Source organism: Kribbella sp. NBC_01484, from assembly GCF_036227145.1.
Classification (GTDB): Bacteria; Actinomycetota; Actinomycetes; order Propionibacteriales; family Kribbellaceae; genus Kribbella.
Genome location: NZ_CP109437.1, coordinates 686179 through 699627 on the forward strand (window position 1 = coordinate 686179; position 13449 = coordinate 699627).

The 13449-nt window shown below is 68.9% G+C and carries 11 protein-coding genes; 3 read left to right on the plus strand and 8 right to left on the minus strand.

From position 1 onward, the window contains the following. The first annotated feature begins 2 nt into the window (after positions 1–2). Entirely contained in the window at positions 3–248 is a 246-nt protein-coding gene (locus tag OG555_RS03235) for a Uma2 family endonuclease (RefSeq protein ID WP_329481010.1), read from the plus strand. On the opposite strand, the gene OG555_RS03240 is transcribed toward OG555_RS03235, so the two are convergent. From OG555_RS03240 to OG555_RS03265, 6 genes are all read right to left on the minus strand, one after another. Then, the gene (locus OG555_RS03240; protein WP_329481012.1) at positions 245–3475 is read right to left on the minus strand and encodes an ATP-dependent DNA helicase; all 3231 of its coding nucleotides are present in this window, start codon (positions 3473–3475) and stop codon (positions 245–247) included. The two genes, OG555_RS03235 and OG555_RS03240, sit on opposite strands and share 4 nt — an antisense overlap. A 406-nt stretch (positions 3476–3881) precedes the next feature. Next, positions 3882–7100: an ATP-dependent helicase gene (locus OG555_RS03245; RefSeq protein WP_329481014.1), complete on the minus strand. Its 3219-nt coding sequence runs from the start codon at positions 7098–7100 to the stop codon at positions 3882–3884. 80 nt (positions 7101–7180) lie between these two features. Next, positions 7181–7486, minus strand: a complete 306-nt coding sequence (locus OG555_RS03250) for an MGMT family protein (protein ID WP_329481016.1) — start codon at positions 7484–7486, stop codon at positions 7181–7183. A 31-nt stretch (positions 7487–7517) separates the two neighbouring features. Further along, positions 7518–8357 carry a TIGR03560 family F420-dependent LLM class oxidoreductase gene (locus OG555_RS03255; protein ID WP_329481018.1) on the minus strand — a complete coding sequence of 280 codons (840 nt, stop codon included), beginning with the start codon at positions 8355–8357 and terminating at the stop codon, positions 7518–7520. A 52-nt stretch (positions 8358–8409) separates the two neighbouring features. Then, positions 8410–8766: a hypothetical protein gene (locus tag OG555_RS03260; RefSeq protein WP_329481020.1), complete on the minus strand. Its 357-nt coding sequence runs from the start codon at positions 8764–8766 to the stop codon at positions 8410–8412. A 9-nt stretch (positions 8767–8775) separates the two neighbouring features. Further along, positions 8776–9042 (minus strand): DUF2277 domain-containing protein, encoded by a 267-nt coding sequence (locus OG555_RS03265; protein ID WP_329481022.1) that lies wholly within the window; start codon positions 9040–9042, stop codon positions 8776–8778. An 88-nt stretch (positions 9043–9130) separates the two neighbouring features. Between OG555_RS03265 and OG555_RS03270 the strand changes: the two genes are divergently transcribed. Both OG555_RS03270 and OG555_RS03275 read left to right on the plus strand, forming a co-directional pair. After that, positions 9131–9769 carry a TetR/AcrR family transcriptional regulator gene (locus OG555_RS03270; RefSeq protein WP_329481024.1) on the plus strand — a complete coding sequence of 213 codons (639 nt, stop codon included), beginning with the start codon at positions 9131–9133 and terminating at the stop codon, positions 9767–9769. Beyond that, positions 9769–10560 carry a maleylpyruvate isomerase family mycothiol-dependent enzyme gene (locus OG555_RS03275; protein ID WP_329481026.1) on the plus strand — a complete coding sequence of 264 codons (792 nt, stop codon included), beginning with the start codon at positions 9769–9771 and terminating at the stop codon, positions 10558–10560. Before OG555_RS03270 ends, OG555_RS03275 begins: the two co-directional genes overlap by 1 nt. 56 nt (positions 10561–10616) lie before the next feature. Here OG555_RS03275 and moeZ read toward each other — a convergent pair whose 3' ends face one another. Both moeZ and OG555_RS03285 read right to left on the minus strand, forming a co-directional pair. Then, positions 10617–11807 carry an adenylyltransferase/sulfurtransferase MoeZ gene (moeZ, locus tag OG555_RS03280; protein WP_329481028.1) on the minus strand — a complete coding sequence of 397 codons (1191 nt, stop codon included), beginning with the start codon at positions 11805–11807 and terminating at the stop codon, positions 10617–10619. A 708-nt stretch (positions 11808–12515) separates the two neighbouring features. Then, positions 12516–13430, minus strand: a complete 915-nt coding sequence (locus tag OG555_RS03285) for an alpha/beta fold hydrolase (RefSeq protein ID WP_329481030.1) — start codon at positions 13428–13430, stop codon at positions 12516–12518. Positions 13431–13449 lie beyond the last annotated feature (19 nt).

Below are 13449 nucleotides of genomic sequence, written 5' to 3' on the forward strand. Positions count from 1 at the left end.
AGTTGCTGCTCGCCGTTGAGATCCTGGCGTCAGCGACCCACACAGTCGACCGAGTACTCAAGCGCCACCTGTACGAGCGGGCCGGTGTCACGTCCTACTGGATGCTCGACCCCACCAAGGAGCAGTTGACTGTGCTTGAGCTTGTCAGCGGGGTGTACGTCGAGCGAGCGGTTGTCGTCGGCAAGGATGTGTTCGAGGCGGAGCTCCCGTTCCCGGTGCGGGTCGTGCCGGCGGACCTCGTCTGCTAGCCGTTCAGGAGTTGGACCAGTTCCGCCTTCTCCGGGAGGTTCTCGGGGCGGACTATGTCGGCGGTGCGGACGTAGTAGAAGGCGGCGGTTATCTGGTGGAGGGGGATGTTCATGAGTTCGGACCAGGCGACTCGGTAGATGGCTAGTTGGAGGGGGTCGGCGGATTCGGTGCGGGTGGTCTTCCAGTCGATGACGTCGTAGCCGCGGGAGCCGTCCGGGCGGACGACCTGGTAGACGGCGTCGATGCGGCCGCGGATGACTCGGCCGCCGAGGGCGAGGGCGAACGGGGCCTCGATCTCGTACGGCGTGGTTTCGCCGTACGGGCCGATGCGGAAGGCGTCCATGAGTTCGGTCAGGTCGGTGTCGTCGACGATGTCCTCGTCCGCGGCGCCAGGCAGGTCGTCGGGGTCGAGCAGGAGTTGCTGACCGAAGTAGCTCTCGACCCAGGCGTGGAAGCGGGTGCCGAAGCGGGCCGCGCGATTGGGTTTGCGGGGCATCGGTCGTGCCAGCTCGGACGCCAAGCCGTCCGGGTCCTTGGCCAGGCGCATCACCTGGGTCGCGGACAGGGCCGCCGGCAGCGTCACGTCGTACGCCTTCCGACTCCGGCTTTCCCTTGCCTCGGACAACAATCGCTCGATCTCGGAGTCCCACCGCGCGACCGTCGCCTGCTCGTCCAGCAGCAGCGACTCCTCGGCCTCCATCGACGGCCCTTCGACCCGCGCCTGCTGCACCAGCGCCGCCGAATCCAACCGCCGCTGGTACGACTCCACGTCGTACGGCGTCGGCCACGGAGCCTGCGTCTGCTCGGCGAGCTCCGGATTCTCCGCGGTCAACTCGGGCTGCTCGGCCCACTCGACGACCCGCTCGCCGGCGTGCTTCTTCAGCATCGAAAGGTACGACGACGGTCCGCGCGGGCGCTTCTGCGTCGGACCCCACCAGTGCCCGGTGGCGACGAGGATCTCCTTCGCCCGGGTGAAAGCGACGTACCCGAGCCGCCGCTCCTCCAGCGCGTTCACGTCCTTGCACTCGTCCGCGAACGACTTCAGCCCGGCGTTGGACAGGTCGTGGATGTCGGGCAGCGTGTCGGCGTCACCGCGCAGCGGCCACGGCAGCACCTTCGCGTTCGTGGTCCATTTGTCCCGGCCGCGATCCGACGGAAACACCTTCTGGACCAGCGTCGGCACGAAGACGATCGGCCACTCCAGACCCTTCGACCGGTGCGTGGTGAGCAGCTTCACCGAGTCGGCTTCACTCGGTACGGCGAGATCGAGCCCGGCGGCGTATTCCTCCTCGGCGGCCAGATACGCCAGCAGACCGTCGAGCGAACCGTCCGACTCGGTGGACACGAAGTTGCCGACGGCATCCAAGAAGGCGGCGAGGTGGTCACGGCGGCCGGCGTCGACGTGGCCGGGCGTGGCGGTGAGCTCGACGTCCAAGCCGATCGTACTGATCACGCGCCGGACCAGGTCGAGCAGTGGCTCCCCCGCGTGCGCACGCAGCTCGCGCAACTCGGTCGAGAGTTCCTTGAAGCGGACCAGGGCCTCCGGTGCGTAACCCCACGCGTTCGGCCCCGGGTCGTCGACCGCCTCGGCCAGAGAGATGACCTCGGTGGAGTCCATCCCGGCGACGGCGGCGTCGAGTGCGGCGACCAGGTCGTCGGCGGCGGGGCGTTCGCCGGCATCGGCGAGGGTGCGCGCCCGGTTGGCCAGCAGGGCGAGGTCGCGATGGCCGATCCGGAAGCGCGGACCGGTCAGGATCCGCAGCATGGCCGCGTTGGCGGTGAGGTCGTTGACCGCTTGCAGTGTCGCGACGACGTCGACGACCTCGGGGAGCGCAAGCAGTCCGCCGAGGCCGACCACCTCGACCGGGACCTTGCGCGCAATCAGGGCTTCGTGGACCGCGCTGAGGTCGACGTTCGTCCGCATCAGGATGCCGATGTCCTTCCACCGGCGGTTCGGGGTGCGGTGCGCGGCCACGATCGCGTCGGCGACCCACTCGATCTCCTGCGAGCGTGTCTCGAACAGGCCGACGGTGATGGCGCCCTCGGGTGCGTTGTCGGGGGCTTCGAGCGGGATCACGCCGGGGTGCTGTTCGTACAGCTCGGCCGCGTGCTGGTTCGCAGCGGCGAGGATCCGGCTGCCGCAGCGGCGGTTGACGCTCAGTACATAGCGGCGGGCCGGCGAACCGTCCGCGTTGGGGAAATGTGACGGGAACTCGTCCAGGTTCGCGACGGACGCGCCGCGCCAGCCGTAGATCGCCTGGCACGGGTCGCCGACCGCGGTCACGGGATGCCCGCGGCCGTCGCCCCCGGCGAACAGGGCGGTCAGCATGCGGCGCTGCGACACCGAAGTGTCCTGGTATTCGTCGAGCAGCACGACCTTGTACCGCGACCGCTCGACCGCCGCGACCTCCGGGCACTCCTCGGCCAGTCGCGCACCGAGCGCCATCTGGTCGGCGAAGTCGACGACCCCGCGCTCTCCCTTGTACGCCTGGTATTCCTCGACGAGTTGCAGGATCTCGCCACGCTTCAACGCGGTCTCGGCGAGCTTGCGCACCTCGACCGTCTGCTTGCGTGCCGCGGCGACCTCTCGTCGCACCGCCTCGTCGTGGTCGCGTACGTCGTCCGCCCGGAGCAGGTGGTCCGCGAGCTCACCGTCGAGCGCGAGCAGGCTGTTGACCAGCGTCGGCACGTGGTGCGACGCGAACCGGATCGGCCCGGCGGATCGCCGTACGACGCGACCCGCGAGCTGGAACCGGGTCGCGTCGGCGAGGACGCGGGCGTCGGGCTCGAGACCGAGGCGGAGGCCGTGCTCGACGATCAGCGTCCCCGCGAACGCGTGGTACGTCGAGACGACGGGCTCGCCGGGCTCCTCCGGTTCCCAGTTCGGGATGTTGCTGCGGAGGTGGGCGGCGAGGATCGGGTGCTGGTCCTTCGGCAGGGTCGAGCCGAGTACGCCGGCCCTCGTCAGGTCCTCGCGGATCCGCACGTCCAGCTCGTTGGCCGCCTTCTTCGTGAACGTCAGCCCGAGCACTTCCTCCGGCTTCACCTGCCCGGTGCAGATCAACCACACCACCCGAGCCGCCATCGCCGTCGTCTTCCCGGACCCGGCGCCCGCCACAATCACCCCAGGCGCCAACGGGGCCGTAATGGCCGCCAATTGCTGATCACTGAACGGAATCCCCAGCAGATCACACAGTTCGGCCGTGGTGCTGAGCTGCGCACGCATCAGCAGGACTCCTCTCCGGCAGGCAAACTGTGGGGACCTGAACCAAGAACTGGGGAGCTGAGACAGGTTATTTCAGGTCCCCAACCCCCAGATGGTGTCTCCGGCCCCCACAGCCGTCCCGCCGGTGCCCACCGGGCCGCGGGTGCCCACCGGGTCGCCGGTGCCCACCGGGCCGCGGGTGTCCACCGGGTCGCCGGTGTTTGCTCGGGCCTGGTGGGACAGGCGGCGGGGTGGGCGTCGGTGGTGGACGACGAGCAGGTGGCTCCACTGCGTCCCGGGCGGAGGCCCGTGGTTGACGAGGCGTCGATGGCCTCACTGCGTGCTGGGTGGAGGTAGGTGGTGGGCGAAACGAGGTGGTGAGGCAAGGTCCCGAGGGGTGGGCGGCAGGCGGCGGTGGGTGCGCGCATCAGACGATTTCTCGGCCTTCGGGTTGGATGGGGCAGAGGGCGCGGGCTTCGCAGCGGGTGCAGCCGTCGTTGCGTTGGGCGGTGAATTCTTCGGTGCGGACCATGGACTCGGCGTTGTCGACCGCTTCGTCCAGCCAGGTCTTGCCGTCCTCGTCGGTCTCGAGTGGGCCCTGGTGCTGGACCTTGGGGAAGCCGCCGTTGTCGTCGTGGCGGAGCTGGACGAGCTCGGCGCCGCCGGCGACCGGCTCGTCGCCGAGGACCTTCAGCTGGCGGGACGCGATCGCGCGCTGATAGATCGCGAGCTGAACGTGCCGCGCCACCGCCGGCTTGGTCGGCAGCGACCGGCCCGTCTTCAGGTCGACCACCCGGATCGTCCCCTCGGGGTCCTGCTCGACGCGGTCCATCCGGCCCTTGACCCGAACCGCCGGCTTCTCGGTGTCCGGGAGCAGTACGTCGAACTCGACCTCCGTCCCGACCAGCGTCCGATCCGGCCGGCCCTGGTGCCACGCGACGAACCGTCGCAACGCGGCCTCTGCCTCGACGCGCTCCCGGTCCGAGATCCACGCGGACTCGAACTCCAACTGCGTCCACACCTTGTCGAGCCAGCCGTTCAGCTCGTCCACGGACGGCGGCAACGTCCCGGTCGCGACCGCGTCGGCCAGCGTGTGCAACACCATGCCGAACCCGATCGCCGACGTACTGGGCGTTTCCCCGCCGGCCCGCCGGGTCAGGAACCACCGCAGTGGACAGTCCACGATCGTCGTCAGCGCGCTCCCCGACAACGGCACCGGCAGATCGGGATCCGCGATCGGCCGCTCCGAGCGAGTGCGCTCCCGCACACCCCACCACCGCGACGGATCGGCCGTAGGTACCAGGGGATGCTCCCGGCCGTCCACGGCGTCGGCCAGCTGGGCCAGCCGATCAGCCGCCACCCGCTTCAACGCGGGCGACGACGCAGGATCCGCGAGCACACACCGCAGATCAGCAACCAGACCGTGCAACGACAACGGCCGCCGCGGCCGTCCGGCAACCAGCTTCAAAGGAATGTCGAGCTCGGCAAGGAATCTGGACGGTTGGTCGCCGTCCGCCTCGGGCGCCTGCACCGCCGTCACGATCAACCGCTCCCGGGCCCGCGTGATCGCGACGTAGAACAACCGTCTCTCCTCGGCCAGCAACGCACCGGCCGACAACGGATCGACAAGTCCGTCAGGCCCCAGCCGGTCGGGCTCGAGCAGCGAACCCCGTCGCCGCAGATCCGGCCACTGGCCTTCCTGCACACCGGCAACGACGACCAGCCGCCACTGCAACCCCTTCGACCGGTGCGCCGTCATCAGCTGGACGCCGGCCTCGCGATACGTCCCGTCGAACCGGTTGTCCGCGGCGATGTCGAGCGATTCGAGCTCCGAAAGGAACGCCGACACCCCCTTGAACCCGACCTGCTCCTCGGCCCGGCTCGCCGCGTCGAACAACGCGCACAGGGAATCCAGATCCCGGTTCGCCGCCCGCGCCGTCTCCCCACCGGAGTGCGCCTGACCGCGCAACCGCCGCAACCACGGCGAGTCCGACCACAGCGACCACATCACCTCGTCCGGCGCGGCCCCCGCGGTCACGATATTCCTTGCCTTGAGCAACCTCTCGCCCAGGGCCGCGAACCGCGCCTCGGCCGGCGACGCCTCCTCGTCGAGCAGCAGCGGATTCACCAACGCCTCGCGCAGCAACTCGTCCGACGACCGCGGCAACCGCTGCCCACCGGCCGCCTCGCGATCCCGCCGCCGCAACACCCGCGCCAGCCGCCGCAACTGTCCGGCATCCATAGCCCCCAACGGCGACAACGCCAGCACCCGTACGACGTCAACCGTCAGCGTCGACGGATCCGCAACAGCCCGCAAAGCCAACAGCATCGGACGTACGGCGGGCTCCCGGGACAACGGCAGTTCGTCACCGGCGACATCGACCGGGATCCCGGCGGCCGCGAGCGCACGACGCAACGGCGGGATCGAACGACTGCCGGACCGGACCAGCACCGCCATCTCGCTCCAGCCGACCCCGTCCTGCACATGCGCGCGACGCAGCAGATCCGCGATGTGTTCGAGCTCGGCACCGCTGGTCGAGTACAGGTTCGCCTCGACCTTGCCGGCGCCGTAGACGCATCCGCCGGCGTCTGGATTCCGGAAGCGCTCGAACGTGTCGCGGTCCAGTGTCCCCGGCACGCCCAACCTACTGACGACATTGCGAGACACCCGCTGCAGCGTCGTACCGAAGCGTCGTGTCGTGCCCAAAGCGATCTGCGCAGCCTCCGCACCACCAGACGTTCGGAACTCGTCGGTGAAGCGCAGCAGGCCACGGACGTCGGCGCCGCGGAACGTGTAGATCGACTGGTCCGGATCGCCCACGACGACCAGGTCGCGGCCGTCGCCGGCAATCGCCTGGAGCAGCTTGATCTGACCGGGATCGGTGTCCTGGTACTCGTCGACGAAGACGGCCTTGAACTCGGTCCGCAGCTTGGCCTGGACGAGCGGCTGCTGGGCCAGGATCACTGCGCGGTGGATCAGCTCGGAGTAGTCCAGCACCTGCTCGTGGTCGAGGATCTGCAGGTACTCCTCGAAGAAGTCGCCGACCGCGACCCACTCGGCCCGGTCCGCCGAGCGCCCGATCGCGGACAGGTCCTCCGGGTCGAGCCCGAGCTGCCGTGCCTTGCCGATCACCGCCTGCACCTCGTCGGTGAACCCGCGCGTCTTCAACGCCGGATGCAGACTCCCCGGCCAGGACACCGCACCGACCTCACGACTGCCGGACAGCGCCTCACTCAACCGCAGGGACTGCTCCGGCCCGGACGGCAGCCGCAGCGGTACGTCGAACGCGTCGGCCGGTGTGAACCGTCGCAGCAACGCGTAACAGAAGGAATGGAAGGTCATCGACGGCATCACCCGGGTCGTCCGCCCGAGCCGGCCGGTGATCCGGTCGCGCAGCTCGGTCGCCGCCTTGCGCCCGAACGTCAGCACCAGCACCTGGTCGGGACTCAGCCCGCGAATCCGCACCCGGTCGACGACCGCCTCGACCAACGTCGTGGTCTTCCCGGTCCCCGGCCCGGCCAGCACCAGCAGGGGTCCGCCGGCATGATCAACGACCGCTTGCTGATCCGCATCCAGGACCGGCGCCTCCGCGCTGCGACCCTCGGCTCGGACCAGCCGATACCGGGACCCCTGTCTGCTGACCATCGCCCCATCCCAGCAGACCCCACCGACAATCCCGATCGCCCACTCCGAGCACCGACTTCACTAGCCGGAAAGCGGACAGATCAGTCGTCGTCGACGTCCGGATCCCAGCGGACCTCGCGGAGGTCGACGCGCCCGTTGGTGACACGGACGCCGTCGGAGCGGAGGTTGTGCAGTTGCTCGTCGCCGACCTCGTCCGCGGCTACGCCGGAGGCCCGGATCACCCGCCACCACGGCACGCCACCGCCGTACTCGCGCATGATCGCGCCGACCTGACGCGGCCCACCCTGACCGACGTACTCCGCGATGTCGCCGTACGTCGCGACGCTGCCCGGCGGGATCGACTCGACGGCACGCAGCACCGCCTCGACGTACTCCTCCCTGTCCACGAACCCAAACCTAGCGGGGACCGCGGACAGTTCAGGCGAGCGGGGCGAGCGCCTTCGCGAGCGGCTCGAGGACGGACGGCGGGGCGTCGAGCGGGAGGTTCATCACGGCCAGGTCGACGCCCGCTTCGGCGTACGCCGCCGCAGCGGCGACCGCGGTGTCGAGCGGCACGTCCGGGTCGATGCGGACGTTGACCGAGCAGGTGATCTCGTTGACGTCGCGACCGGCCTCCTCGCAGCGCTGGACCAGCACGTCCTTGAGCTGCTTCCACTCCTCCGGGCTCTGGACGATGACGTTCCACTGCTGGGCCCACCGGGCGACCGCTCGCAACGTGCGCTTCGGGCCCTTGCCGCCGATGGTGATCGGCGGGTGCGGGGTCTGCACGGCCTTCGGCTCGCAGTACGCGTCGGTGAGCTTGATGTACTTGCCGTCGAAGTTCGCGACCTTCTCGGTGAGCAGCGCGATGATTGCCTGCGTGCCCTCGTCGAACCGGTCGAAGCGTTCCTTGAGCGGGTAGAGGTCGATGCCGTAGGCGGTGGTCTCCATCTCGTTCCAGCCGGCGCCGATGCCGAGCTCGAGCCGGCCGTTGGAGATGATGTCGGTGGTCGCGGCCATGTTCGCCAGTACGGCGGGATGCCGGTAGATCATCCCGGTCACCTGGCAGCCGAGCCGGATCCGCTCGGTCGCCTGCGCCAGCGCAGCCAGCGTGGTCCACGCCTCGAGGTTCGGGCCGGCCATGTCACCGCTGAGCGGGTAGAAGTGATCCCAGTGCCAGGCGGATTCGAAGATCTCGAACTGATCCGCGGCGACCCACACGTCCCGCAGCTGCTGCCAGGTGGTGTGCTCCGGCCTGGTCTTGATCGCGAACCGCATACCAGCGCCTCCCTAGGTGACCGTTTCCCCCGAGTGACCTTACCCCCGGGCGCTAACCGAAGCAGAGGGACTGGATCGGGCTGCCGTCCTGGAAGGCGGTGACCACGGCGAAGACCTCGAAGACGACGGCGGCGGCCGCGGTGGCGAAGAGGACTAGGGCGAGCGGCTGGCGGCTGCGGTGGAACCACAGCACCAGGAGGAAGAGCGCGATCACACCGACGATCAGCCCGGCGAACCCGAGCACGTACGCGGCCGCCGGCAACGCCAACGTGCCGTCGCAGGTGTCCTGACGCCGGCGCACCAACTCGGTCTGCGCGTTGGAGTTCGTCAGCGCGAGCAGCACCCCGACGACCATCAGCGTGAACACCACCCCCTGGCGCCGCCGGCCGGTGCGAGCCTCCTCCCCCATGGGAAGGCTCTAGTCGAGACCGAGCCGGGCACGCACCTCGGGACGCCGCAGCGGCGGCACCGTCTGCGGCGGGACCCGGCGCTCCGGCATCTCCGCCAGCAACTGCTCGGTGATCTTCGCGACCTCGGTCGCGGCCCGCTCGATCGGGCCGCGGGTGGTCGCACTCAGCGAGCCGACGCCGCTCACCTTGCGCGCGTACTGCAGCGCGGCCGCGTAGATCTCCTCAGAGGTCGCGGCCGGCTCGAGTCCCCTCAGAACCGTGATGTTTCTGCACATGCCAAGACACTACGTGCCCGCGGGGACAAACCCACTCGAAACCTACGGGGTATTGACTTCCCTAATGGTCTTAGGTTTTCCTCAGTGTATGAGCACAGCTGGGCTGGACCGCCGTGCCCGCCGTCGCCAGGAGACCATCGCGGAGATCCTGGACGTCGCCATCGAACTGATGGAGACCGAGGGTGTCGCCGCGCTCAGCCTGTCCGCGGTGGCCCGCCGGCTCGGTATGCAACCGCCGTCGCTGTACCAGTACTTCCCGTCGAAGATGGCGATCTACGACGCGCTCTTCCAGCGCGGCGCCGAGAAGCTGCGGGACGCCTACCGAGCGCCCCGGGACGCGGCGCGCAGCACCGATCCACTGGAGCTCAACCTGATCGCAGCTACCGCGTTCAGCCGTTGGTGCCTGGGTCACCAGGTCTACTGCCAGTTGCTGTTCTGGCGGACGATCCCCGGCTTCGAGCCAAGCCCAGCGGCGTACGCACCGGCGCAGGAGGCCCTGAACGATCTCCGGGACCATCTCCAGGCGACGGTGGACGCGGGTTACCTGCGCCCGGATGCGACGAGCGACGAGGCCCTCGCCCTCTACACCTCGATGACCGCCGGTCTGCTGTCCCAGCAGATGGCCAACGAGCCCGATGTGTCACACGAGGAAGGACGGTTCAGCCGGCTGCTGCCCGTCGTCCTCGAGATGTTCTACCAGCGCTACGCACCGACCAGGGGGAAATGATGACCGCTGTACTCGCTCAGCAGATCGGCCGGGCCGACCGGCAACGCTGCACGGTCCACCGCGACGCGGAGATTCACGCGTGGCACGACCTGCTCGCGTCACTCGAGGGAGCCGAGTGGCACCGCCGTACCGTCTGCGACGCGTGGGATGTCGCGGACGTCGCCGGGCACCTGATCGGCCAGGCAGAGGACGTGCTCCGGCCGTGGTTGTTCCCACTGCGCGACCTCAAGGCGAAGCGGAAGTACCCGCAGGCGGTACTGCTCGACGCGCACATGATGATCCAGGCCGACGAACACCGGGGTACGCCGCCGGCCGAGGTGCGGGCGTCGTTCGACAAGGTGTGGGCGAAGGCCTCGCGCAGGATCGCCCGGAACCCGGCGCTCGTCCGGCGGATCCGGGTGAAGCTCGAAGGCGTACCGGGCTTCGAGTCGATCGATCTCGGCTATATCCAGGACATCCTGCTCGCCCGTGATCTGTGGATGCATCGCGACGACGTCTGCCAAGCACTCGGCCGCGAGTTCGACGCGGGACTGTACGCCGAGGAGATCGTCGCGCAGGTCATGTACGACGTCGACAGCGGACCGTTCTGGGGTGACCGTCCGGCCGTTCTGCTCGAACTCACCGGGCAGGGAGGTGGGACCTACCGGCTGGGGAGGGGCGAGCCGGTCGGCCGCGCCGCTCTGGATGCCGTCGGCTACATGCGGACGCTGTCCGGCCGGGACGACCATCCCGTCGTCACCGGCGATCCGGTCGCCGTCGAAGCGGTCAGCAGCTGCCGGATGGCCTTCTAGACGTCAGGGGCTGCTAGACATCAGGGGGCTGGAGTGATCCAGCCCCCTGAGCAGTTCTAGTACGACGGCTGACTCGGGTCGATCTGGTCGACCCAGGCGACCACGCCGCCACCGACGTGGACAGCGTCGGAGAAGCCCGCGCCCTTCGCGATCGCCAGGACCTCGGCGGAGCGGACGCCGGACTTGCAGTGGAAGACCAGCTGCTTGTCCTGCGGCAGGTTCTCCAGCGCCACACCGGTCTGGAAGTCGGCCTTCGGGATCAGCACCGAGCCCGGGATCCGGTTGATCTCGTACTCGTTCGGCTCGCGGACGTCGATCAGTACGAAGTCCTTCTCGCCGTTGTCCTTCAGCTTGATCCACTCGCTCAGCTGCTTCACCGAGATGGTCGAGCCGACGGCCGCGTCGGCCGCCTCCTCGGTGATCGCGCCGCAGAAGTCCTCGTAGTCGATCAGCTCGGTGACGGTCGGGTTCTCACCGCAGATGGCGCAGTTCGGGTCCTTGCGGACCTTCAGCGAGCGCCAGTTCAGGTCGAGCGCCTCGTAGATGTTCAGCCGGCCGAGCGACGGGTCGCCGATGCCGGTGAGCAGCTTGATCGCCTCGGTCACCTGCGCCGCGCCGACGGACGCGCAGAGCACGCCCAGTACGCCGCCTTCCGCGCAGGACGGGACCATGCCGGGTGGCGGCGGCTCCGGGTACAGGCAGCGGTAGCACGGGCCGTGCTCGGCCCAGAACACGCTGATCTGGCCGTCGAAGCGGAAGATCGAGCCCCAGACGTACGGCTTGCCGAGCAGCACCGCGGCGTCGTTCACCAGGTACCGGGTGGCGAAGTTGTCGGTGCCGTCGACGATCAGGTCGTACTGCTCGAAGATCTCGAACACGTTGTCGTTGTCCAGCCGGGTCTCGTGCAGGACGACGTTCGTGTTCGGGTTGGTCTCGAGAATCGACTCCTTGGCCGACTGGGCCTTGGACTTGCCCACGTCGGACTGGCCGTGGATGATCTGGCGCTGCAGGTTGGACTCGTCGACGGTGTCGAACTCGACGATGCCGAGCGTGCCGACACCGGCCGCGGCCAGGTACAACAGCGCCGGGCTGCCGAGACCACCGGCGCCGATCACCAGCACCTTGGAGTTCTTCAGCCGCTTCTGCCCTGCCATCCCGACCTCGGGGATGATCAGGTGCCGCGAGTACCGGCGCACCTCGTCGATGGTCAGCTCGTCGGCCGGTTCGACCAGCGGTGGCAGTGACACGTGTCGGCTCCTCAGGAAGACGTCGGACGGGATCTCCGGTTTTCAACCATCTGTCCCTCCCCCATGTTCCCGCACATCCCAAACCACCCCGCGCCCAGTCCACATCCCGGTCCCCTCGTCTCACTCCCCCACCGCCTCTTTGAGCACCCACCAACCAGAATCCGCGGCGGAAAACGGTCGGTGGGTGCTCAAAGTCGGGTCAGTCGTTGTCGGTGGGGGGGAGGTGGGGGTGGGGGGTGGGGGTGGCGGTGAACGTCTCGGGGGGTTCCTTGAGGTTGTCGTCGAGGATTCTGACCGAGAGGTCGCCGGTGGTCTGCCGGGCTCGATGGAGCGGATGGCCGGGCCGGTGCCGTCGTCGTTCGGGACGGTGTAGTCCTTGCGGATCAGCGCCGTACCGTCCTTGACCATCGGCGCCGGCGCGTCGAGGCGCACGGTCAGTCGGTAGCCGCCGGCTACCGGTTCAACGTTCCAGTTGTTGCCTTTAGCAATGGATGGCGGCGCGGGCGGGGCGGCCACAGCGGTCAACGTCCCCACACCCAGCAGTGCGACCATCCCCAGCGACAGCGTCCTCATGGCGTGGGCGATCACTCGCACAGTGGTCCTCTCGTTGTCGACGAGCAGGTTGTTCGTCGGACTTGTCAAGCGAGAGGAAAGTTGACCGGATCCGCCGCTCAGTCATGTCTCGGTCCGGCGGCGGATTCGACTCGATCAGGAGATCAGCTGACGGACGGCGCGCTCGACCAGTTCGGGGTGTTCCATCTGGGCGACGTGACCGGACTGCGGCAGGTAGAGCAGCCGTGCGTTCGGGAAGGTGCGCTGGGCCTTGGTGCGGATCCGGGCGTCGACGAGTCGGTCCTTGCCGCCGTACACCAGCAGCACCGGGCACTCCACCTTCGCCGCATCCGCCCACAACGACCGGCGCGGCGGAGCCAGCGACGACCTCAGGATGCTCCGGGCGCCGTCCAGTGTCGCCCGCGTCACCCACGGGTCGGTGTCGCGCCGCCGCAGCTCTTCCTCGTACGCCGCCAGCACCTCGGGCGCAAGCGACCGCGGATCGCCGAACACCATCGCCAGCGACGCCCGGAACCGCCGATCGAACGGCAACCGCCGGCTCCGCTCCAGTACGACGGGGCCCAGCCGGGGCGTCGCGAGCGCGGTGAACCACATCGCACTGGCGGACACCCGCGGATGCGGCAGGGCGGGAGAGATCAGAGTCAGCGAAGCGATCAGGTCCGGGCGCTGTGCTGCGAGCGTCACCGCGACGGCGCCACCCATCGAGTTCCCGAACAGGTGCACCGGCTGATCGACCTCACGCTCCAGCAGCTCGATCAGTACGGCGGCCTGCTCGGTGATGCCCGCGGCTCCGGCGAGCGGCGTACGTCCGAAGCCGGGCAGATCGGGGGCGATACCGCGGATCGTGTCGTTGAGCAGCAGCCCGAGGGCGGTCCAATTCAGCGAGGACCCGCCAAGGCCGTGCACGAACAGTGCGGGCGGTAGGTCCGCCGCCGCGCCCGGCACGTCTCTGACCAGCAGATCCACCCCAGCGACCGGCACCCGGCGTGCCGGCCATTCCTGCGCTCCCAACGGCACGCCAGTGCCGGTTACTGCCCCGTAACTCTCCACGAAACCCATGTTAAGACGC